At 64.8% G+C, this 20027-nt stretch carries 25 protein-coding genes; 4 read left to right on the forward strand and 21 right to left on the reverse strand.

All coding sequences use genetic code 11. The features are described 5' to 3' along the window. Positions 1–6: 6 nt before the first annotated feature. From RGM3321_RS24345 to RGM3321_RS24395, 11 genes are all read right to left on the reverse strand, one after another. The gene (locus tag RGM3321_RS24345; RefSeq protein ID WP_244395160.1) at positions 7–279 is read right to left on the reverse strand and encodes a VirB3 family type IV secretion system protein; all 273 of its coding nucleotides are present in this window, start codon (positions 277–279) and stop codon (positions 7–9) included. Further along, positions 276–659 (reverse strand): TrbC/VirB2 family protein, encoded by a 384-nt coding sequence (locus RGM3321_RS24350; protein ID WP_244395161.1) that lies wholly within the window; start codon positions 657–659, stop codon positions 276–278. The genes RGM3321_RS24345 and RGM3321_RS24350 overlap by 4 nt, the downstream gene beginning before the upstream one ends. Further along, entirely contained in the window at positions 656–1702 is a 1047-nt protein-coding gene (gene trbB, locus RGM3321_RS24355; protein ID WP_244395162.1) for a P-type conjugative transfer ATPase TrbB, read from the reverse strand. Before trbB ends, RGM3321_RS24350 begins: the two co-directional genes overlap by 4 nt. Then, complete coding sequence (locus RGM3321_RS24360) at positions 1699–2175, reverse strand: CopG family transcriptional regulator (RefSeq protein ID WP_244395163.1); 477 nt, start codon at positions 2173–2175, stop codon at positions 1699–1701. Before RGM3321_RS24360 ends, trbB begins: the two co-directional genes overlap by 4 nt. Further along, positions 2172–4172, reverse strand: coding sequence for a conjugal transfer protein TraG (locus RGM3321_RS24365; RefSeq protein WP_244395164.1), 2001 nt, complete (start codon positions 4170–4172; stop codon positions 2172–2174). The genes RGM3321_RS24360 and RGM3321_RS24365 overlap by 4 nt, the downstream gene beginning before the upstream one ends. A gap of 247 nt (positions 4173–4419) precedes the next feature. Continuing rightward, complete coding sequence (locus tag RGM3321_RS24370) at positions 4420–4698, reverse strand: EexN family lipoprotein (protein WP_244395165.1); 279 nt, start codon at positions 4696–4698, stop codon at positions 4420–4422. After that, positions 4695–5639 carry a LysR substrate-binding domain-containing protein gene (locus RGM3321_RS24375; protein ID WP_244395166.1) on the reverse strand — a complete coding sequence of 315 codons (945 nt, stop codon included), beginning with the start codon at positions 5637–5639 and terminating at the stop codon, positions 4695–4697. Before RGM3321_RS24375 ends, RGM3321_RS24370 begins: the two co-directional genes overlap by 4 nt. 293 nt (positions 5640–5932) lie before the next feature. After that, positions 5933–6673, reverse strand: coding sequence for an SDR family NAD(P)-dependent oxidoreductase (locus RGM3321_RS24380; protein WP_244395167.1), 741 nt, complete (start codon positions 6671–6673; stop codon positions 5933–5935). Positions 6674–6716: 43 nt separating this feature from the next. Continuing rightward, complete coding sequence (locus RGM3321_RS24385) at positions 6717–7238, reverse strand: hypothetical protein (protein WP_244395168.1); 522 nt, start codon at positions 7236–7238, stop codon at positions 6717–6719. Next, positions 7219–8172: an alpha/beta hydrolase gene (locus RGM3321_RS24390; protein WP_244395169.1), complete on the reverse strand. Its 954-nt coding sequence runs from the start codon at positions 8170–8172 to the stop codon at positions 7219–7221. The genes RGM3321_RS24385 and RGM3321_RS24390 overlap by 20 nt, the downstream gene beginning before the upstream one ends. Before the next feature lie 114 nt (positions 8173–8286). Then, the gene (locus RGM3321_RS24395) at positions 8287–9720 is read right to left on the reverse strand and encodes an aldehyde dehydrogenase (protein WP_244395170.1); all 1434 of its coding nucleotides are present in this window, start codon (positions 9718–9720) and stop codon (positions 8287–8289) included. Here RGM3321_RS24395 and RGM3321_RS24400 point away from each other — a divergent pair. Both RGM3321_RS24400 and RGM3321_RS24405 read left to right on the forward strand, forming a co-directional pair. After that, positions 9703–10371: a TetR family transcriptional regulator gene (locus RGM3321_RS24400; protein WP_244395171.1), complete on the forward strand. Its 669-nt coding sequence runs from the start codon at positions 9703–9705 to the stop codon at positions 10369–10371. The two genes, RGM3321_RS24395 and RGM3321_RS24400, sit on opposite strands and share 18 nt — an antisense overlap. Before the next feature lie 8 nt (positions 10372–10379). After that, positions 10380–11066: an epimerase gene (locus tag RGM3321_RS24405; RefSeq protein ID WP_244395354.1), complete on the forward strand. Its 687-nt coding sequence runs from the start codon at positions 10380–10382 to the stop codon at positions 11064–11066. Positions 11067–11114: 48 nt separating this feature from the next. Here RGM3321_RS24405 and RGM3321_RS24410 read toward each other — a convergent pair whose 3' ends face one another. From RGM3321_RS24410 to parA, 5 genes are all read right to left on the reverse strand, one after another. Beyond that, positions 11115–13106, reverse strand: coding sequence for a relaxase/mobilization nuclease and DUF3363 domain-containing protein (locus RGM3321_RS24410; protein WP_244395172.1), 1992 nt, complete (start codon positions 13104–13106; stop codon positions 11115–11117). A gap of 448 nt (positions 13107–13554) precedes the next feature. After that, entirely contained in the window at positions 13555–14154 is a 600-nt protein-coding gene (locus RGM3321_RS24415) for a S26 family signal peptidase (protein WP_244395173.1), read from the reverse strand. Next, complete coding sequence (locus tag RGM3321_RS24420; RefSeq protein WP_244395174.1) at positions 14151–14696, reverse strand: DUF2840 domain-containing protein; 546 nt, start codon at positions 14694–14696, stop codon at positions 14151–14153. The genes RGM3321_RS24415 and RGM3321_RS24420 overlap by 4 nt, the downstream gene beginning before the upstream one ends. 20 nt (positions 14697–14716) lie before the next feature. After that, positions 14717–14980: a chromosome partitioning protein ParB gene (locus RGM3321_RS24425; RefSeq protein ID WP_244395175.1), complete on the reverse strand. Its 264-nt coding sequence runs from the start codon at positions 14978–14980 to the stop codon at positions 14717–14719. Continuing rightward, a complete protein-coding gene (parA, locus tag RGM3321_RS24430) occupies positions 14977–15615 on the reverse strand; it encodes a ParA family partition ATPase (protein WP_244395176.1) in 639 nt (212 codons plus the stop codon). The genes RGM3321_RS24425 and parA overlap by 4 nt, the downstream gene beginning before the upstream one ends. Between parA and RGM3321_RS24435 the strand changes: the two genes are divergently transcribed. Then, entirely contained in the window at positions 15614–15754 is a 141-nt protein-coding gene (locus RGM3321_RS24435) for a hypothetical protein (protein WP_244395177.1), read from the forward strand. The genes parA and RGM3321_RS24435 overlap by 2 nt on opposite strands. Positions 15755–15893: 139 nt before the next feature. Here RGM3321_RS24435 and RGM3321_RS24440 read toward each other — a convergent pair whose 3' ends face one another. The 4 genes from RGM3321_RS24440 to RGM3321_RS24455 all read right to left on the reverse strand — a co-directional run bounded on the left by RGM3321_RS24440 (position 15894) and on the right by RGM3321_RS24455 (position 18620). Next, on the reverse strand, positions 15894–16751 hold the full coding sequence (locus tag RGM3321_RS24440) for a replication initiator protein A (RefSeq protein ID WP_244395178.1): 858 nt from the start codon (positions 16749–16751) through the stop codon (positions 15894–15896). Between the two features lie 26 nt (positions 16752–16777). Beyond that, entirely contained in the window at positions 16778–17059 is a 282-nt protein-coding gene (locus RGM3321_RS24445) for a helix-turn-helix domain-containing protein (RefSeq protein ID WP_057505169.1), read from the reverse strand. A gap of 83 nt (positions 17060–17142) precedes the next feature. Further along, on the reverse strand, positions 17143–17931 hold the full coding sequence (locus RGM3321_RS24450) for a DUF2285 domain-containing protein (protein WP_244395179.1): 789 nt from the start codon (positions 17929–17931) through the stop codon (positions 17143–17145). A 338-nt stretch (positions 17932–18269) separates the two neighbouring features. Next, complete coding sequence (locus tag RGM3321_RS24455) at positions 18270–18620, reverse strand: DUF2958 domain-containing protein (protein WP_244395180.1); 351 nt, start codon at positions 18618–18620, stop codon at positions 18270–18272. A 242-nt stretch (positions 18621–18862) separates the two neighbouring features. Here RGM3321_RS24455 and RGM3321_RS24460 point away from each other — a divergent pair, with 242 nt between their 5' ends. Next, positions 18863–19156: a helix-turn-helix transcriptional regulator gene (locus RGM3321_RS24460; protein ID WP_244395181.1), complete on the forward strand. Its 294-nt coding sequence runs from the start codon at positions 18863–18865 to the stop codon at positions 19154–19156. Between the two features lie 52 nt (positions 19157–19208). On the opposite strand, the gene RGM3321_RS24465 is transcribed toward RGM3321_RS24460, so the two are convergent. Continuing rightward, a complete protein-coding gene (locus tag RGM3321_RS24465; RefSeq protein ID WP_244395182.1) occupies positions 19209–19523 on the reverse strand; it encodes a DUF736 domain-containing protein in 315 nt (104 codons plus the stop codon). Between the last annotated feature and the right edge of the window lie 504 nt (positions 19524–20027).

The raw sequence follows: 20027 nt of genomic DNA on the forward strand, positions 1-20027 counted from the left end.
TCCCCTCTACACGTCCAGCAGCGGTTTGTGCTTGATGTGCCGGGCGAAGACCTGCATGAACTGCGGATCGACGCGCGCGCCCCAGACCGCCAGCGAATGGCCGACGATCCAGAGCACCGCACCGGGAATCCACAGTTGCAGGCCCAGCCCGACGGCGGCGGCCAGCGTGCCGTTGGCGATCGCCACGGTGCGCGGCGCACCGCCCAGCAGGATCGGCTCGGTCAGTGAGCGATGCAGCGGCACCTCGAAGCCTGCCGCGAAGGCGTCCAGGGCACTCATACGACGGCCCCGCCGGAGAACGAGAAGAACGACAGGAAGAACGAGGACGCCGCGAACGCGATGGATAGGCCGAACACGATCTGGATCAGCTTGCGGAAGCCGCCGCTGGTATCGCCGAAGGCCAGCGCCAGGCCGGTGGAAATGATGATGATGACCGCGACGATGCGTGCCACCGGCCCCTGGATGGATTCGAGGATGGAGGTCAGTGGCCCTTCCCAGGGCATCGAGGAACCGGCGGCCTGCGCGGTGCCAGCTGTCATCAGCATGACGGCAGCCAGCAGCAGGCCGTGCTGCGCCGGCCCGGCCAGGCGCCGCAGGCGTGCGAAGGCCGAAGCCGGATTTACGGAAATGCGGAAAGCATGAATGTGCATCTGCGTCATGGCAGTTCTCCAGAGGGTTCAGGGGACGGGGAAGGAACTGGCGGCAGCTCGGGAAACGGCGTTTCCAGCGCATCCGCCATGCGATAGCCCGCGCCGTCGAAACCGACGACGCGGGCGATGCTTTCGACGTGGCGCTTGCGGCCACGCCCGGCGATGTGGATGACGACGTTGATGGCCTCGGCGATCAACGCGCGCGGCGGATTCACCGCCACTTCGAGAATCAGTTGCTCCAGGCGCAGCAGCGCGCCCAAGGCGGAACCGGCGTGAATGGTGGCGATGCCGCCGGGGTGGCCGGTGCCCCACACCTTGATGAGATCAAGCGCCTCGCCGCCGCGCACCTCGCCGACGATCACGCGGTCGGGGCGCAGGCGCATCGTGGCGCGCACCAGCTCCTGCATCGACACCACGCCCGCGCGCGTGCGCAGCGGCACATGGTCGCGGGCGGCGCATTGCAGCTCGATGGTGTCTTCGAGCACCAGCACGCGGTCGCCCGTAGCGGCGATCTCGGCCAGCAGCGCGTTGGCGAGCGTGGTCTTGCCAGTGCTGGTGCCCCCGGCGATCAGGATGTTCTGGCGCTCGCGCACGGCGCGGCGCAGGAAGTCCGCCTGGCCGGCAGTCAGGATGCCGTCGGCCACATAGCGATTCAGGCTGATGATGCTCACGGCCCGCTTGCGCAGCGCGAACGCCGGCCCCGGCGCTGCCGGCGGCAAGATGCCCTCGAAGCGTTCGCCCGTCTCGGGCAATTCAGCGGTCAAGAGCGGCTGGCCGCGATGCACTTCCGCGCCAACGTGGGCGGCGACAAGGCGGATGATGCGTTCGCCGTCGGCTTCGGGCAGTTCTAGGCCCAGCGGCGCGCGACCCGACGACAGCCGATCCACCCAAAAGGTGCGATCAGGGTTGAGCATGATTTCCACCACGTCCGGGTCTTCCAGCGCGGCGGCGATCAACGGCCCCATTGCCGTGCGCAGCATCTGGATGCGGCGATCTTGTGAAGTAGTGGCCGACGAGCGTGGTTCGGGCGGGATCTGTGGAATGGCGCTCATGAGGCACGCTCCGCAGCACGTTCATGGGCTTTGGCCAGTGCCGCCGCGTCATCCATGCGCGCGGTGTCCGGGTGCAGTTCTTCCACCACGTCGCGCACCAGGCTCCGGCCGCGCAGCAGGTGCCTGCCGAGCTGTTCTATGAACTGCTCGAAACGCGCCTTGCCTTGAGCGCGGGCCGCCTTCTGATGGGCCTCGGGCACCGGCGTGCTGACCGTGAGGAAGTAGCGGATGAACAGCGCCAGCGTTTCGATCTGGATGTTCTGGTCGCGCTCCAGGCGCTCGGCCTGCCGCGACAGGCGATCCAGCCGCTTGGCGATGGCGGCCTCGCGCTGGTCGCCCGCGTCCGGTGATAGCCAGGACGCCAGCGCCGCCGCGACGATGGACGATTTGGACACGCCTTTCTTGGCGGCAAGTTCTTCCAGCCGCTTGGCGTGCTCGGGCTGGATGAACAGATTGAGGCGGTATTGGCTCATAGGTCGATTCCGTCGTTAGGGTTCAGCGATGCCAGCCGGGCCGTGCGCTGCATGGCCGGGTCGAGCTGGCCGGGAAGCGGCAGCGGCAGGTCGTCGTCGTCGAGCAGCGCAAGGTCGGTCGCGTGCGCGTCCGGCTCGGGGTCGTAGACGACGGTTTCGGAGAGTTCTGGCTGACGGCGCGGCCCGCCGTCGTCGGCGCCAGCGATGAAGCCTTCGGCTTCCGGGGCGAGAGGCGCGGCTGGCACGGCGGGAATCGCCAGCCCGCTCCAATCGTCGGGTCGGGCCGGTGGTGCATCGGCATAGCGCCCGGCCGCGAGCGTGGGCGGGGAAAGGACGCGCTGCTTGAAATTGGCGTCGGCGTAGTAGCGCAGCTTCTTTGCCTTGATCGGCGCGACGCTGGACACCATCACCACCGCCTCGTCGGGCGGAAGCTGCATCACCTCGCCAGGGGTGAGCAGCGGCCTGGCCGTTTCCTGCCGCGACACCATCAGGTGCCCCAGCCAAGGGGCCAATCTGTGCCCGGCATAGTTGCGTTGCGCGCGCAGCTCGGTCGCGGTGCCGAGCGTTTCCGAAATGCGTTTGGCGGTGCGTTCGTCGTTCGTGGCGAACGTCACCCGGACATGACAGTTGTCGAGGATGGAATGGTTCTGGCCGTACGCCTTGTCGATCTGGTTCAGGCTCTGCGCGATGAGGAAACTGCGGATGCCGTACCCCGCCATGAAGGCCAGCGCCGTCTCGAAGAAGTCCAGACGCCCCAGCGCCGGGAACTCGTCGAGCATCAGCAGCAGCTTGTGGTGGCGCTCGATGCCGTCGCTGCCATCGAGGGATTCGGTCAGCCGCCGTCCGATCTGGTTGAGGATCAACCGGATCAACGGCTTGGTGCGGCTGATGTCCGAAGGCGGCACCACCAGATACAGCGATACCGGATGCTTGGCCGCGATCAGGTCGGCGATGCGCCAGTCGTAGCGAGAGGTGACTTCGGCCACCGTGGGATCGCGGTACAGGCCGAGGAAAGACATGGCAGTGCTCAGCACGCCGGAACGCTCGTTGTCCGATTTGTTGAGGACTTCGCGGGCGGCGGACGCGACGACGGGATGTGGCGTATCGCCCAGGTGCCGCGTCGTCATCATCCGGTGCAAGGTCAGCTCGAACGGACTGGCCGGATCGGACAGGAAATTGGCGACGCCGCGCAGCGTCTTGTCCTCGCCCGCGTAGAGCACATGCAGGATCGCGCCGACCAGCAGCGCGTGACTGGTCTTCTCCCAATGGTTGCGCTTCTCCAGTGCGCCTTCGGGATCGACCAGAATGTCCGCGATGTTCTGTACGTCGCGCACCTCATGCGCGCCGCGCCGCACCTCCAGCAGCGGGTTGTAGGCCGCCGACTTGGCATCGGTCGGGTTGAACAGCAGGCAGTGCGAGAAGCGCGAGCGCCAGCCGGCGGTGATCTGCCAGTTCTCGCCCTTGATGTCATGGATGACGGCCGACGCGGGCCAGGACAGCAGGGTCGGCACCACCAAGCCGACACCTTTGCCCGAGCGCGTGGGCGCGAAGGTTAGGACGTGTTCCGGGCCTTCGTGGCGCAGGTACTGGCGATCGTGCTGACCGAGGAAAACGCCGGCTGACTGCGTGAGGCCAGCCTTGCGGATGTCGTCCGCGTTCGCCCAGCGTGCCGAGCCGTAGGTCGTGACCAGCCGCGATTGCCGCGAGCGCCAGATCGACATGCCGATGGCGACCACCACGGCGACCATGCCGCTGGTGCCAGCAATGGCACCGCCGGTGTCGAAGACCTCCGGCGCATAGGCGCCGAAGAAGAACCACCACTCAAACAGCTTCCACGGGTGGTAGATGGGCGTGCCAAGAAAGTCGAACCAGGGCGAGCCGAGGCGTACTTGATAGCCAAGGGCCGCTGCTGCCCATTGTGTGGCGCCCCACACTCCGGCGATCACGATGCCGAATACCACGGCGATCTGCCCGAACGGCACGTTCGTCCCCTGCATGACCTGGCCTCCGATTTCTCCTGCGCTGAATCCTCATGGAAGAAGCGGCACAAGGAAGTGCCGCAGGCGTCAGGATCGGTGCCGGGTCAGTGCCGGGTCAGTGCCGGTCAAAGACCGTTATCGGCAGAAAGGTCGAGCAAAAGGAAAGAATTCGTGCAGCGTCGAGGCAAAGAAAAACGCCGCAAGCGATAGCGCGTTGCGACGTGTTGAACAGAAAAATGAAGTCGATGCGGCGAGCCGCCAAAGATCAGAACTTGGGCGATTCTTTCGGCGGCGTGTATGGCGTTTGGCCGTCGCCGTAGAACCGCTTTCGCGTGGCTTCGGCCACCCGGTTGCACAGCACGTCGCCCAGCTTGGGGCGATCCGTCTTGCATTGCTGGCGCAGCTCTTTGAGCCGTTCGGGGTTGGCTGCCAGTTCTTCGACTGTCGGGACGCTCGCCTCTGAATCGGTGGCCTTTCGAGGTGTCTCGGACTGGCCGCAGGCCGTCAGGGTTGCCACGAACAGGAATGGGATGATCTTCTTCATGGCTTCGGTTCCTCCGGTGGATCGGGATGCTGGCCCGGCGTTGGCCTAGGGGATTCTGGCGATTCGATGGCTTGCACACGATCAATGAAGCGCGCCAGTTCATCGGACGGCTCGCCTTTGAGGCGCAGCAGATAGGTCGTCAGCGGTGGCACGCGCGAGGCCAGCGGACGTGCCACTACGCCCGGTTCACGGCTGGTGGCTATGTGGGCTGCACCTGTCAAGCCAAGTGCGAAGCCAGCCGATACCAGCGCCATCATCAAATCACACGTAGCGACCCGTTCTGCGATCAGCGGCTCCATATCCGCCCGGCGCAGCACCCGATCAACGTGTTTGGCATGGCCTTCGCAGGCTTGCGGATCGCAAAGGACCAGCGGATAGCGCAGCAGTTCATCCAGCGGAATACGCTTGTGGGCCAACAGCGGATGCCGTGCGGGCACCGCCACCATGAGCGCATCGCTCCAAGCGGGTATGGTGATGATGCCATCGCCCACATCTTCGGACTGTGCAAACCCCACGTCGTATAGGTCGTCATGCAACCCCTTGATCTGCTGCGCCAGCGGCACCTCGAAGAAGCGGATTTCGACCTCGGGTTCTTCCTGCCGGCAGAGGGCAAGCAAAGCAGGAAGGCGCGACGGTGTAATGCCGTCGGACAAGGCCACGCGTAACTGCCCATGAAACCCATTCGCCGCTGCTTTCACGCTGTCGCGCGCTTGTTCCAGCGCGGCGAAGACGCGCCGCACGTGCTCCAAGAACAGTTTGCCAGCACGGGTCAGCCGTGTGCTGCGCGTGGTGCGAGCGAACAGCACCACACCCAATTCTTCTTCCAATTCCTTGATAGCCCGCGACAGTGGCGACTGTTCGATGTGCAGTCGTTCGGCCGCCCGGGCGAAGTGGAGTTCTTCGGCCACGGCCAGGAAGCAGCGCAGATGCCGAAGTTCCATGATTCACCTATCCTTAAACCCTTGTGCGCAGGAAGGCGGGACACCGCGCCAGCCGCGCATCACCAGCGAAGGCCGGACCATCGTCGAATGGGCGCGGATCGCGCTGGTGACACTGGAAGAAGGGCAGGAACCGGCGACGGGAAGTGGCCAGGAACTGCGCCGCACCATCCACCTGACCGCACTTATCCCATTCGATCGCGAGTTCGTGGCCTCGGCGACCCATGGCTCCTGGCGCCGGCGTTCCCGGATCGGATTCACTGGCACCGGCTTGCTCCAGCGGCGACCAACGTTTGTCACGCGGCGGACCACCCACCGTCCGATGGGAGCACGATGCCGTTGATGTTCTCCGCCTGCTCACTCGCCAGCCAGAGGACATTGGAAGCGAGGCTTTCAGCCGATGCTGACGGTGGCAGGATGACGGGCATCAAGGCGCCGATGCGTTCACCGGCAAGCCCGGACCGCATCGGTTCGTGCATGCCCGTCGTGACAGGCCCCGGAGCAATCGCATTCACGCGAATGCCCTGTGGGCCATACATGAAGGCGGCGCTCTTGGTAAGGCCGATGACGCCGTGCTTGGCAGCGGTGTAAGCCGCTCCAGCCGCCGACCCACGCAAGCCGGCTTCCGATGAGATATTGACGATCGCGCCACCGCCAGCCGCGAGCATCAATGGAATCGTTGCCCGGCTGAGCCGCATGATGGCAGTGAGATTGACCGCGATCACCTTGTCCCAGGTGCCGTCGTCCACCTCGCCAAGCGGCAGGAAGCCGTCCATGATGCCGGCAATGTTGGCCAGTATTTCGACGTGAGGGCTGGCGGACGCAACAACCGCATCCACGGTTTCTTGTCGGGTAATGTCACCGGGCACGATTTCGACCAACCCGTCCGCTTCGGCAGCCAGCTTCTCCAGTGCGGCGGCATTGATGTCGGTCGCGATTACGCGTGCGCCTTGACGAGCAAAGGCCAAGGCCGTTGCCCGGCCAATGCCGGAGCCTGCCCCCGTGACGATGGCTGTTTTTCCTTGAAATCGCTTCATTAAAAATAACTCCTTTTTATTTTTTTAATAGTTTCATTCGACCTCAAGACGATTTCCAAGCCGAAAGCTGCTCGTGATAGAGGTGGGCACGCCGCTCTGAGAAATGGTCGATCAGCACCTGGGCGACGACAAGCAGCAACAGACCCGCCGCGACCCCATGAACCCATCCCCGCGATGACAGCAGAAGACCAGCGAGCGCAATCGCGCCCAGCACACCGGCGCCGTATCGGTAGTATTTGTACTTGGAGATCACCACGGCGACACGATCCCGCTCACTGGCGATAGCCTGCGGTGCTTGCTCGGACCCTATCGCGACGGTAAGGTTTGTGGGCGCATTGCCGTCGCGAACCATCAGAGACAGTGCCGTCGCCGACATCAGGCCCGCGCACACTAGCGTGGTGATCAGGAAGCCTTTGGCTAGGCCGGACCCGGAACTGTAGTAAAGGGCGAACGCAGACAACGCGAGCACAACGGATACCGCCAGGATCGCCAGCATTTCGTTGCGCTCGCCGGCGAAGTAGTTCCGTACCGCCAGTTGGGCGACATCAATCATGGTTTCGGACAAGGGCCTTTCTCCCATTGGTGGCGTGAGTTTCATGGATGTGCGTGATAAGCAATTCGTAGATTTCCCGGGTCAGCGCCTGCGAACCATCCTGGTCCTTGCCGAGAATGTTGTAGGCATGGTCCACACCCTTGAGATCCCGATGCTCGACTAGGGCGCCAGCGTTGCGCAGCTTGTTGGCATAAGCGACACCTTCGTCGTGCAGCAGGTCGAACTCGGCGGTCACGACGAAGGCCGGGGCAATGCCCCCGATGCCATCGGCGTTTGAACCGTGGACGGGCGAGGCGAGCGAGCTGGCGCGATCAGCGGCGTTGGGGATGTAGACGGTGTTGATGATTTCCGACACGCGCGCCGACACGACCGGATTGTCGATCTTGGCGTGCTTGTCGTAGCCGGAGGTCACCAGATCAAGAGGTGGATAGTGGAGGAACTGCAGCGCGATGTCCGGCCCGCCAGCATCCAGTGCCTGGAGTGCGGCGGCGGCGGCCAGCGCACCTCCGGCGCTCTGCCCGCCAATGGTAAGCCTTGCGCCGTCCCAGCCATTGGCTGCGCCGTTCCCGGCGACCCACCGCACGATCTCGAAAGCCTGGTGTACGGCGGCCGGAAACGGGTTCTGTGGCGCCAGGACGTAGTCAACGTTGATCACGACCAGATCGCCACGTGCCGCAAGGTAGCGACACTGTGGATCATCTTGCTGCGGGTAGCCCATGATGAATCCGCCGCCGTGGAAGTTGACATGGACCGGCGGACATGCGGATTTGTGTTCGGAGGGGCGATAGGCCGTGCAGGTGGCATCGCCGACGCTGGTCGGAATAACGATGGCCTGCATGTTGCGGGGTATCTCAGGAAAACTCAGATGCGCAGGCGGATTGGGCTTTGCGCGTTGCATCAGCAGCGCGATGGGCCGTGCAATGAACGAAAACGACAGAATAGTCATTGGAGAACTCTCGCTTGCGGCGGGCAAAAACACTCTTGGATAAACGGAGTCCGCCAGAAGCACTTGCGCGCAAGTGAACTGGCGAATCTCCGCGATGCTTGGCCTGCGGCGCTGTTAAAGGCTGATGACCTTGTGCTCCAAGTAGATGGAGATGCCCTCGGCACCAAACTCGCGGCCGATGCCGCTCTGCTTGTATCCGCCAAACGGAGCACGGAAGTCAGGCCACTGGCCGTTGACGGCAACAGCACCCGTCCTGATCTGTCGAGCGACTGCAATCGCCTTGGACTCGTCATTGGTCCAGACGCCACCAGACAATCCGTAGGGGGAGTCGTTGGCGATCTCAATTGCCTCGTCGATGTCCTTGTACGGGATGACGCACACCACAGGGCCGAAGATTTCTTCCTGGGCGATACGCATGCTGTTCTTGACGTTGGCGAACAGCGTGGGACGGACGAAGGAACCCTCAGTGATCCCTTCGGGCATGCCTAGGCCACCCGCGGCGAGCGTTGCACCTTCTGCGATCCCGCTTTCGATGTAGCCCCAGACACGTTCCTGCTGCCGCTTGGCAACCAGCGGCCCCTGCGCAGTCGTGGGATCACTCGGGTCACCGACCTTGATGGCATTGACTACCTTGGCCAGTGCTTCGACGAAGCGGTCATGCAGCTCGGCGGGAACCAGAACGCGGGTATGAGCAATGCACGCCTGGCCGTTGTTCATGTACGAGGTGTACTGGATGCCGGCGACTGTTGCCGCGATATCCACGTCCGGCAAAACGATGGTCGCCGACTTGCCGCCCAGTTCGAGACTGATACGCTTGAGGTTTTCACCCGCCAGGCTTGCGATGCGCTTGCCTGCCCCTGTAGAGCCCGTAAAGGCGATCTTGTCCACGCCAGGGTGCTTGACCAGATACTCGCTGGTTTCACGTTCGGCCGTCACGATGCTCAACACACCTTCGGGAAGGCCGGCTTCGTTGAACAGTTCGCCCAGCAGATGGCCGTCAAGTCCTGTTTCAGGCGCCAGTTTGAGAATGACGGAGCACCCAGCCAGCAATGCCGGGAACAACTTCACCAGCGCCGATTGGTGCGGCGCATTCCAGGGAATGATGGCTGCGACCACACCCAGCGGTTCGCGGCGCCAGATCGAATCGCCCTTGATGAAAGCGGGGCGACGCTCTTCCCACGGGAAGGCTGCGGCGGCTTCGAGATAAGCCTGGTTTTGCGGCACGATCCCCTGCTGGAGTCCGAGGGCACCGCTGATCGGGGTGCCGTTCTCCCGGCTAATGAGTGTAGCAATGTCGTTGGCTGCGGCGGCATGAAGGTCCGAGAACTTCTTGAGAACGGCTTGGCGCTCCTCTGGACTAAGACGCGGCCACGGACCGGTGTCGAAGGCTTGGCGAGCGGCGCTGACAGCCAAGTCGATATCAGCGGGGGTGGCCGCTGGCACGGTGCCCACCAGAGCACCATCAAATGGGGAGCGGACCTCGAAGATTTCGGTCCCTTGGGGCGCCACCCGGCGACCGCCGATGAAATTGTGAGTGATGTCGAGCATGATCTCTTTCCATTTATTGCAACCAAACGGTTGGTTTGTATGATTCTAGTCTCTCTGCTAGACTTGTCAACCAACCAGTTGTTAACTAATTTGAGGTTATTTGTGCGAGATCCAGAAGGGACACGCCGCCGCCTGCTAGAGGCCGGCACTGCCGAATTTGCGGCTTACGGCATCGCCGGTGCGCGTGTGGAGCGCATCGCAGAAGCGTCTTCCTGCAACAAACAGTCGATCTATGGCCACTTTGGAAGCAAGGACGGCTTGTTTGATGCGGTTTTTGACGCGATGGTCTTGAACGTTGTCAGCAACATTCATTTCGACCCGCATGATCTACCGAGTTATGCCGCGCAAACATTTGACTGGTTTCAAACCCATCCTGAAGTGCTTCGGCTGGCCACATGGCAGCAGCTTGAACGCGGTGGCATCGCGGAAATGGGGGGTGCGGCGGCCGAAGCCAACGCGGGAAAAGTAGCAAAGCTAATCGAAGCTCAGAAGGCCGGCGCAGTCACAAACGCAATCCCCGCGCAACATCTCTTGATCCTTATCTATCGCCTCTCGACGGTGCAGCTCGATCATGCGAAATCAGATGATGGGGAGACAGCATCATTGCGCAAGGCTCTCATCGAGGCCGTACGCCGGCTGGTAGCGCCATGAGCGGTACTCTGAAAGTTCTTGTTTTCGGTGCTTCTGGAATGTTGGGACACGGCATTACTCGCGAGTGCCTGTTGGCATCCGATGTTTCACAGATCACGCTGGTCGGACGGACTCGGGTAGACCAACAAGACGCGAAACTGACTCAGGTTCTTGTTCCTGACCTCAAGCTTATCGCGGATCATGCAGCCGAACTCACGGGATTCGATGCCTGCTTCTTCTGTCTCGGCGCCTCTTCATCCGGCATGACCGAAGACCAGTACACGCGCATCACATACGACCTTACGCTCGCCGTGGCGCGGCTTATGGCGGCCATCAATCCCAGCATGGTGTTTGTCTATGTTTCTGGTGCCAGCACGGACAGTACGGAAGCATCAGGCGCCATGTGGGCACGCGTAAAAGGGCGAACCGAAAACGATCTTTTGAAGCTGCCCTTCGGCGGCGTCTATCTCTTTCGTCCCGCGTTCATTCAGCCGCTACATGGTGCGCAATCAAAAACTGCCAGCTATAGAAGGCTGTATCAATTCACCCGACCCTTCATGCCTTTGATAAAGCGGCTGCTCCCTAAATACTTTCTCACCACTGAGGAGGTGGCTGGCGCCATGCTCAATGCTGCTCGCATAGGTTCGGGACGCCGTGTGCTGGAGGTCGGCGATATCAGGCGGCTCTTGGAATATCGTCCGATCGAGTCAAGTTAAACAACTGATACTCCGCTGCAGACCAGCGTCAGCGATGCTGACCTGAGTCTAAGTCGACCCGACAGAGCGCCCACGCTGGCGTCCGATTTCCCACGATACTCCACCGCCGCGCACGGTCGCGGCGATGTGCTGCCCCAGCCGCTGTTCGATCACCGGCCGCCACGGCACCAGACTGAATCCCATGCCGTCATCGAGCATCGCGTAGCGCCCGCTGGCAAGCATGATGTTGCGCCGGTAGATGCCAGCGAAGCGCTGGCCGTCCGCCACAGGCCGATGCTTCAGGTCGGTGTCGGCGGCAATGTTCTTGGCGGCCTGCGCCAGTTCCCGGTTGCGCAGCGTACCCAGCAGGTTTCGGGCGAGGATCACACGCTGCCCACGCCGCTCCGCCAGCCCTTGCTCGGCCAGGAAGTCGGCGCGCTGCTGCATCGCCTGTTTGGCCTCTGCACCAAAACCCAGGTCGCCCAACCCGCGGCCACCGCCGATCAGTTGCTGGTCTAGCCATGTAGCGCCGATCACGCGGGCCTGCCGCTCAATGGGAAGGTGCGATTTCAGTTCTATCGCTACCCCGCCGAGGCGCTGCGCGTCGTACTGGCGACCACGTTCGGCCAGGTCGTCCGGCACCTTCCACAGCCCTTCGGCCACGCGTTCCACGATGCCAGCCCGGCGCAACGCTTCCAGCCTCCGGACGTGGGCGGCGACAACCTCCTGCGGGTCACGCCCGGTCTTGGCCCGGCCCTGCTCGATCGCCAGGTGGTGGTCGGTGCGGTACAGACCATCGCTTGCCACCGCGGCGATGTTTCTGTCGGCCGCGCGCACGTCGGCCGATCCCTTCACTTCCACCACCGCGCCGGTGGGGTAGTTCGCCAGCTCGTCGCGGGCGTTCAGCGCGACGTAGTGGGCCTTGCCGTCCGTGCCGTCGATGATCAGATAGCCCCGGTCGTGCAGTTCGTCGGCCAAGCCCTTGGTAGCTACGCGGCCGATGACGGTACGGCCATCCTCGCCCGGCTCGAACACTGCCAGCTCGCGCGGCTGCCCGCTCATGGCGCGCTGCATGGTACGGATGATGTCGCCGCGCTCGCCCAGGGCGCGCAAGGTCTTCACGGCATCGGCATGGATGGCCCAGGTGCCGGGCTGCGTCTCGTCGGCCAGGCCCAGGCGCTGCAAGCGTTGCAGGCGGCCGATCAACAACAGTCGCTGACGTTGCAACCGGGGTTCATTGAAGCGTTCGACCTGCACCCGGCCATCCTCGCCGGCCTCGCGTTGCAGCGTGCGGTCGAGGCTCGTCCACCGCTCCTGTTCCACCTCGCGCTGCAAGGTCTGCTGGATCTCCAGTTCGGTGCGCGGCCCCAGCCATTCCGTCGCCAGCTCGGCGGCCCGGTGGCGGAAGCCGTGGGCAATGTAGTCGCCCGCAATGATGAGGTCTTTGCCGGTGTCGTCGCGCCCGCGCACGATCAGGTGCGTGTGCGGGTTGTCCGTATTCCAGTGATCGACCGCCACCCAATCCAGCCGCGTGCCCAGGTCGGCTTCCATGCGGTTCACCAGATGCCGGGTGTAGGTGCGCAGGTCGTCCAGCGCGGCCCCGTCCTCGGGCGAGACGATGAAGCGGAAATGGTGCCGGTCGTCCTGGCAGCGTTCCTTGAAGGCGTCGAGGTCGGCTTCATCGGTCTGCGGTCCGTAGGCCCGGCCTGGTTCGCCATCGCGGCCCACGCCGTCGCGCTCGATGTAGCGCAGGTGCTTGGCGAGCGACTGCGGGCTGGCCTGTCGCTGGTTGACCAGCAGCGTTTTGATGGTCACGCGCCGCGACATGGGCGTCAGCTTCGCGCCCGCGAAACGCGCCGCCGTGTGACCGCGCCCCAGCCGCGCGCCGGGCCGCTGGCCGGTGCCACGCGCCGACGCCGGGCGGCGCACTGAGGACTTGCCGCTGCTGGCCTTGCCAGCCTGCTTGAGCACCTTGGACACGAAGCTTTGCCCTTGGCCTTTGCCCCGGTTCTTCGGGGCGCTGGGGCGCACGCGGAAATCGTCGTCGCGGCGGTCGGTCATGGCCGCTCTCCCTGCAAGCTATGGCGTGTCCTGTCGTGCGAAGCACGCGGACATGCCTGCATCGGCGCGGGCTTCGCGCCCCACGCGGCACGACGGCGAAGCCGCGCCGTGCTGCGCCACCCCCATGTGCAGACTGGCTTTCGACGCGGCCCGGTGCCGCGTCCTTTTGTCTTGCCTTCCGCCTTTGCCCCTCGCTGGCGCTCCGGGCAGCGTCGGCCCGGCGGCGCTGCTGCGTGAGCCGGCAGCGCGCCGGCGAACGCGGCGACGGCCACAGGCCGGGTGCGTTCGAGGCAAGACGCCTGCACGTTGGACGGCTGCGCCGGAGGCAGCGCGAAGTGCAGCGCGGATGCGCTCGCACTGCACGCGCGACGACACGGCAGCAACCACTGAAATGACACGCCCGATGGCACGACAAGATGCACGGCAACGTGCAGCGAATAGGCGGCCATCATGGGCGAGTATCCAGCCAGACCGGATACGCAACGCCGATCACGGCGGATGCGCTGACCGGCCCGAAATACCGGCTGTCGAACGATGCCGGATTGGTCACGCTCAACAGGAACAGCTCGCCCGATTCGAGGCGGCGGCAAAGCTGCAAGGACGGCAGCGGCCGGCCCAGCCGGTCGGCAGACCACACAGCGGCCACAGGCACGCCGTCGATGCGTACATGACCGGCGGCGATGCAGACGTGTTGCGGCGCGATCGCGCCCACACGCTTGAGCAGCGGAATGCGCGTCGGCAGGTAGCCGCGCTGCGCAGCCAGCACGGAAGCCGTGGCCGGCAGCGGCACCAGCACGATGCTGTCCACGGACAACGGACGTGGCAGCGAGGCGGTACGCGGGTCGAACGGATCGATGCGATACCAGCCGACCGCCACGCTGTCGGACGGGTTGTAGGTCATGCGCGGCAGTGGCGACACGAAAGCCTCCCAGGCCAGCGCAGCGAAGCCGAGGGCGGACAGGCCCGCCAGCACGATGCGTTCGCGCATGCGCGAACGAGGATGCGGCGGGACAGCGGGCATGCTGGCCGTGGTGGTCGGGGCCGTCATGGCAGCACCTTCCCGGCCAGCCAGGCGGCGTGCCGCTCGGCGGTGTATTCGGGCAATGCAAGGCGAGCCGCAAGGCGGTTGCCCAGCGTGCGCCAGTACGCGGGTGACACGTCGATGGCGGCGATGCCCAGCGCCTCGCTGGCGTCGATGCGTTCCAGCACGGCGCGCACGTTGGCATCGCCTTCGGCGTGCAGCAGCAAGCGCGCGCCCGGCTGCACACCGGCAATGCGCTGCATGGCGTCCAGCGGCGTGCAAGCCTGCATCACCATGAGCTGCCAACGGATCGTGCCATAGTCGTTGGCCTGCCAGCGGATGCGGCAGAGCATCGCGCCCGGCAGGAACACCGCGCAGCGCCGCCAGCGGTCGAGCCGTAGCGTGCGCGCAGGTTCGCCGAAGCGCAGATAGAGCTTGAATTGCGGCTCGATGTAGGCCAGCGACACGCGCGTAAGCGGCGCGTTGCCGGCCTGGCCGGCGAGTCCCGACAGCGCAGGTAGCGGCGCAGCCGATGCCGCGTTCGTGGCAGGCATTGCGGATGCCGTCATGGCGTGTTCTCCCTGCGGTGTTATGGAAACTCGCGCTCCAGCAAGCCGCGCAGCAGGTCGGCCACGGTCACGCCTTGCGTGAAGGCCGACACCTTGATGCGCGCGCGCAGCGCAGGCGTGATGTCGAGCGTCAGGCGCGCGGTGTAGAGGTCGCCCTTGTTGAGCGCATCGGCGTCGCCCTGGCGAATCCACGCTTCGGCGTGCGGATTCGCGGGCGGACGTGCGCCGATGCCGACGCGCTTGCTGATGCGCGCGCCGTTGCGTGTGCTGTTGCCGCTGCTCATGTCGGCCACCGCAGCAGTTCTTCCACCAGCGCTGTGATTTCGCGCGCGGCGGCGCTGTGTGGCGCCGTCTCGCGGGCGAGCCGCCCGGCGGCCACGCTGTCGGCGAAAACGATGCGTTGGCGCACCTCGGCACGCAGCGCAGGCAACGGCTGCTCTGCCAGCGATTGCCGTGCTTCGCGCCCGATCACGGTGGTACTGACGCGCCGATTGATGACGAAGGCCGCGCGCAGCGCAGGCCTAAAGACTTGCGCCTCGCGGATCAGCGCCACCATCTCAGCGCTGGCCCACAGGTCGTAGGGGCTGGGCTGCACCGGGATCAGCACGCGCTCGGCCGCCAGCAGCGCGGAGCGCGCCAAGGCGGCGATCCTTGGCGGCCCGTCGATGACGACGTGATCGACCCGCCTGGCGAGTTCTGGTGCTTCCTGATGCAGCGTTTCCCGCGCAAGGCCCACGGCGCTGAACAGCCGTGGCAGACCTTGCTGGCTTCTGCGCTGCGTCCAGTCCAGCGATGATCCCTGCGGGTCGGCATCCAGCAGGACGACGTGCTGGCCACGCAGCGCGAGTTCGCCGGCGATGTGCGTGGCAAGCGTGGTCTTGCCGACGCCGCCTTTCTGGTTGAGCAAGGCGACGATCATGGCGCGGCCCTCCGATCTGGAAAGCCGGCCCGGTTTTGCCCTGCCGAACGGGGTTGGTTTTGGGGTTGTTTTTGCCTTTGGGGTTGCGGTGCTTTTTGCCTTTCGGCAGTTGTCCACCGAAACGGCTCTGCTCTACTAAAAGTTAGAGAATTTAAGTTAGGGAAGTTAAGGGGCGCGCAAACCCAATGCTGGCGCGGGTTCGCGGCCGATTGGCACGCCCGATAGCACGATACCCCGCACGCCTGATAGCACGACACCATGCACAGGTTCTCCCGGAGTTATCCCCGTGCCGTTTGCGGCACGGGCCGGAACGTCAGCAGTTCCGTTCCGTTGTCCGGCATGCGCTCGATGCCCAGGACGTAGCCGGGCAGCGATTGCCGCGCGACCAGCGCGCGCAGGTCGCAGGCGAAGTCGTACGGCTTGGCGGTACTGCCGGATTTCTGGTGCAGGTAGCGGAAGTCGAACTGCCAGCCGTATTCCTGCTTGCCGCCATGCTTGCGCACCAGGCGGTACAGCCATCGCTCGATGCCGCCCGTGAGCCGGAAATACGCCGGGTCGATGGTCAGCACCAGGGCGGCATCGAGCACGCCCGCATAGAACCAGTCCGGCAGGATCAGCTCGATGCCCAGCGGCGTGCCGCTGGCATCGGCCAGTTCCTTCCATTCGTTGATCCACGAGAAGCGATGCAGGCGCCGCCCGGTCGTCTCGCGGATCGACGTGGCCACCGTGGTCGATTGCAGCCGGTCGAGCGCGGCCTTGAGGCGCTGGTAGTCGCGTAGCGACTTGCCACGGCCGATGAAGCGCAGGATCTCGTAAGGCGTGGCGCGCATGAGCCGCGATGGCCGCAGGCCCGCGTCCTTCGCTTCCACGATCTGCGAGGCCGCCCAAATGAGAATGTCCGCATCCCAAATCGTGGCGATGCCGTGCTCGGCCGTGCCTTCCACACGGATCGTCACGTTGCCCGCGCGGAAGTCGATGGGTTTGACGCGCTTGGACTTGCCGAGTGAGAAGAATGGATAGGCCATCAAATCCTGGCTGTCGCGCGGCGCCATGTCGCCGGGCAAGGCGCGGAACAGGTCGAGCTGTTCGCGCTCTTGCAACGGCCGCTGCCGGGACGGCAGCGCGGTGCTGGACATGGCGATGGCCTGCCGCGCGCCGCCGATCAGCGCGCACGGCTGTCGGCCGAGTGGTGCTCGGCGTACTCGGGATCGGAAGTCGTCTCGAAGCTGCGGTCAGCGGCCCAGGCGTCGAGGTCGGCCACGGCGTACATGACGCGGCGGCCGAACTTGCGAAAGCGCGGGCCGCCGCCGATCACGCGTTGTTTCTCCAGCGTGCGCGGCGACAGGCGGAGGTACTCGGCGGCTTCGTCGTTGGTGAGATAGCGTTGGGGCTGCGCGGCAGCGGTCGAGGCAGTGGCGGCAGGCCGCAAGGGAGCGGGACGCATGGTGTGAACCTCCATCGTTTGAAAACGACCGGCCACACAGCACGACCGGATGGAGGCAGTCTCAAGAAAGCATGGCTTCCTGCTCAGGGACGTTTTGCAGGGGATGCCGCGCGTCCCTGTGCAACGGGCGGAAGCTGTGCCAAGCGGCGATAGCCGCCGCGCATCAGCGCCTCGCCCCGGCGCACCAGCCGGCGAACGCGGGCGCGCAAGGCGCTGTCGGCGTACCAGTCATCCGCGACGGCATCGGCGCCGAACAGCCCTTCGGCCACGTCGCGCAGGGACGCGCCCGCCAAGGCGCCATCGAGCGCCTGAAGCGTGTTCAACTCCAGCAACGCGGCGGTTGACGGCCGTGGCCGTGCTGTTCCCGCAGGCACGGCATCGCCAGCAGCGGCCAGCTTGTCCAGTTCGGTCGCCAGCGCCTGAAAGCGCGCGCAGGGCGCGGCGCAAGCACGGATGGCATAGGCGTAGGCCATGCCATCGGCCAAGCCGGGAGCGACCACGAGCCGCAGGCAGCAGCCCGGCCAGCGTGTCAGCAGCAGCAGGCGCTTGCCATCGTGGATCAGATGTTTGTGGCCGGGGATGTGCCAGAACGCGAAGGCCACCGCGTCGGGTGGCGGGTCGGCGTCCGGGTAGATCTGCACGACGGCATCATGGTCAGGGAACCAGGCCGGATGCGCGTCGCGCGCATCCAGGGCGGGATCTTCCAGCAGGCGCAGTCCCCAGCGCCCGGCGGCCTCCGGTCGGCGCAGCCAGTCGCGGCGGTAGTCGGGGTGGCGGCGCAGGTACTCCCACGCCAGCGCGGGGCCGTCGAGGTGCAGCGTGTAGACATACGCGGCGGTCGGATACCAGTGTTTGGCGCTCGGGTCAGCCATGACGCAACCTCCTGTCGATCAGCAGGAACGTCGCCACGGATTCCAGTACGCGGGAGCTATCGAATCGCCATCAAGTCGTCATCAGAATCGGGGTGCGCTGTTAAATGCTGGGGTCAAGACCGATTGGCTCCGGGGCATTGCGGAAATCGTCTGAATGCGACGGCTGCGTCGCCACAAAAATGGTGCGCAGCGTGGAGCACCGTGCAGCAGCCCGCGCCAAAGATCATGACTGTTTGCATCAGAAGCGCGCCGCTTCGGTGCAAGAGTGTGGATTCAGACCTTCCGGGTCTTGGGTAAGACTGAAATAGTCAGAACGCGCCGTCGTTGGCTGGGGTTGGTCAGTCGGTGATCGAGCCGTTTTCTTCGGCCAGCCGCAGGTACTCCGACAGCGACCGCGCCGCCTGGAAGTAGCGATCGCGCATCACCGGCTGCTTGCGCGGCCCGACGATAGACGCCAGATCGGACAGCTTCACATGGCCCAGGCCGGGCATGCCTATTCCCAGGTCGATCAGCCCGTATGCCGTATCGCCATCGGCCGGGTCGAGCGCGGCCAGTAGCCAGATGGCGTGCGCGTCAGGGGTGAATAGCCGCACCGACGGCAGCGGGTCGATGCCCCGACCAGCGGCGCGTGCCGCACCGACGGCAAGCAGTTGCGCCCGCTGTTCAGCGGTGACGAGTGGCTGGGTCATGGCCCGAATCCCCACGCATCCGAGGATGCACGGATACGATTTTCCACCGAAGCGCGGAACCGCCGAAGCGGATGCATGCTTTGGCGGGAAAGCACGAAGGCGCAAGCCATCGAATCCGTACATGCACAGAAACGCAGAAGCGGAATTGTGAGGGGCAGGAAAGGCACGGAAGCGGACTAAATTTTTGCAATGAGTTAAAGATAACGTGGTTTTAATTTTCCCGCGACTGGACGCTTCTGTCTATGCAGAAGCGACCCGTTCAACCCGGCCGACCGGCCGGTGCCACCACCTTCGATGCCGAGTTGGCGCAAGCCTTCGGCGCGGCGGTGCGTGCGCTGCGGATGGAGCGCGGGATTGCGCAGGAATCGCTGGCCAACCTGGCTGGCATCGAACGTTCCCACATGGGCAAGGTCGAGCGCGGCGAGCATATGCCCACGCTGGCGATCATCTTCAAGATCGCCAGCGCGCTTGGTTGCAGTACCGCCGTGCTGATGGCCGCGACGGAAAGCCAGCTCGCGTCAGTGTCCGAGAGGTAGGCTGTCGGCGAAAAGCGCCGCGCCGCAATGGGCGGGGCGCGGTGGGCGACCGTCAGGCTGCCTTGGGCTTGCTGCGCGACCAGATCAGGTCGTGCGTGCCGTCCTCGTTTTCGATCAGGCGGGCATAGACCGTCGCCGGGAACGAAGGGTCGTCGAGGGATACGGACACGTAGGGCCGCCCGGCTTCGCTAGTCTTCTTCCACGCCGCGCCGATCTCGTGGCCGGCCGCCTGAAGGTGGAAGTCGGGGGCGTTCTCGCTCTCGCCCTTGTCGTTGGGAACCAGCTTGACCTTGACGTTGAGGGTCAGGGTGCGGAGCTGGCCGGTGAAGCCGTCTTTCTCTGCGGTGAAGGTGCCGATGTTAGCCATGATGTTTTTCCTTTCGGGTTTAACAAGGTCGCGCCAGTGCGTCCTTGTTGTGATCCGGCCGGCGGGGGATGGGCTGGCCGCACCGCGCAGCGGTCGCAACACCGTGGAGAGCCTGGAAGGTTGCGGCCATGAAGCCCAAGGCACAGCCGTTCCCTCGCCAGGATTCACGACAAGCCAAGGACGCACCGGCCGCCCGCTCCCGAATGGAGACGTGGCCGACTCGGCATCCCCGCATGACGGCTTCACTGGCTTGCGCCCTGACGCGGGCAAGGCCAATACCCCAACGACGAGCGAGAACGCTCCTTGCCGCAGATTGCGACGACGGGCTTGAGGCGTGGCGTGGATGCTCCATAGCGAAGCCGGGTGGCGTGTCGGTGAACCGTCCTTCGTGACGTACAGGCGCGAACCGCCAGCGTCGAGGACGGCACGCTTTGGCACAACCTGCCGCAGCAAGCCGGGGCGTAGCCTCACAAGCCCCGCCCATTGCGGCGGGGCGCCATCGAA

Source organism: Pseudomonas sp. RGM 3321 (assembly GCF_022836805.1).
GTDB lineage: Bacteria > Pseudomonadota > Gammaproteobacteria > Pseudomonadales > Pseudomonadaceae > Aquipseudomonas.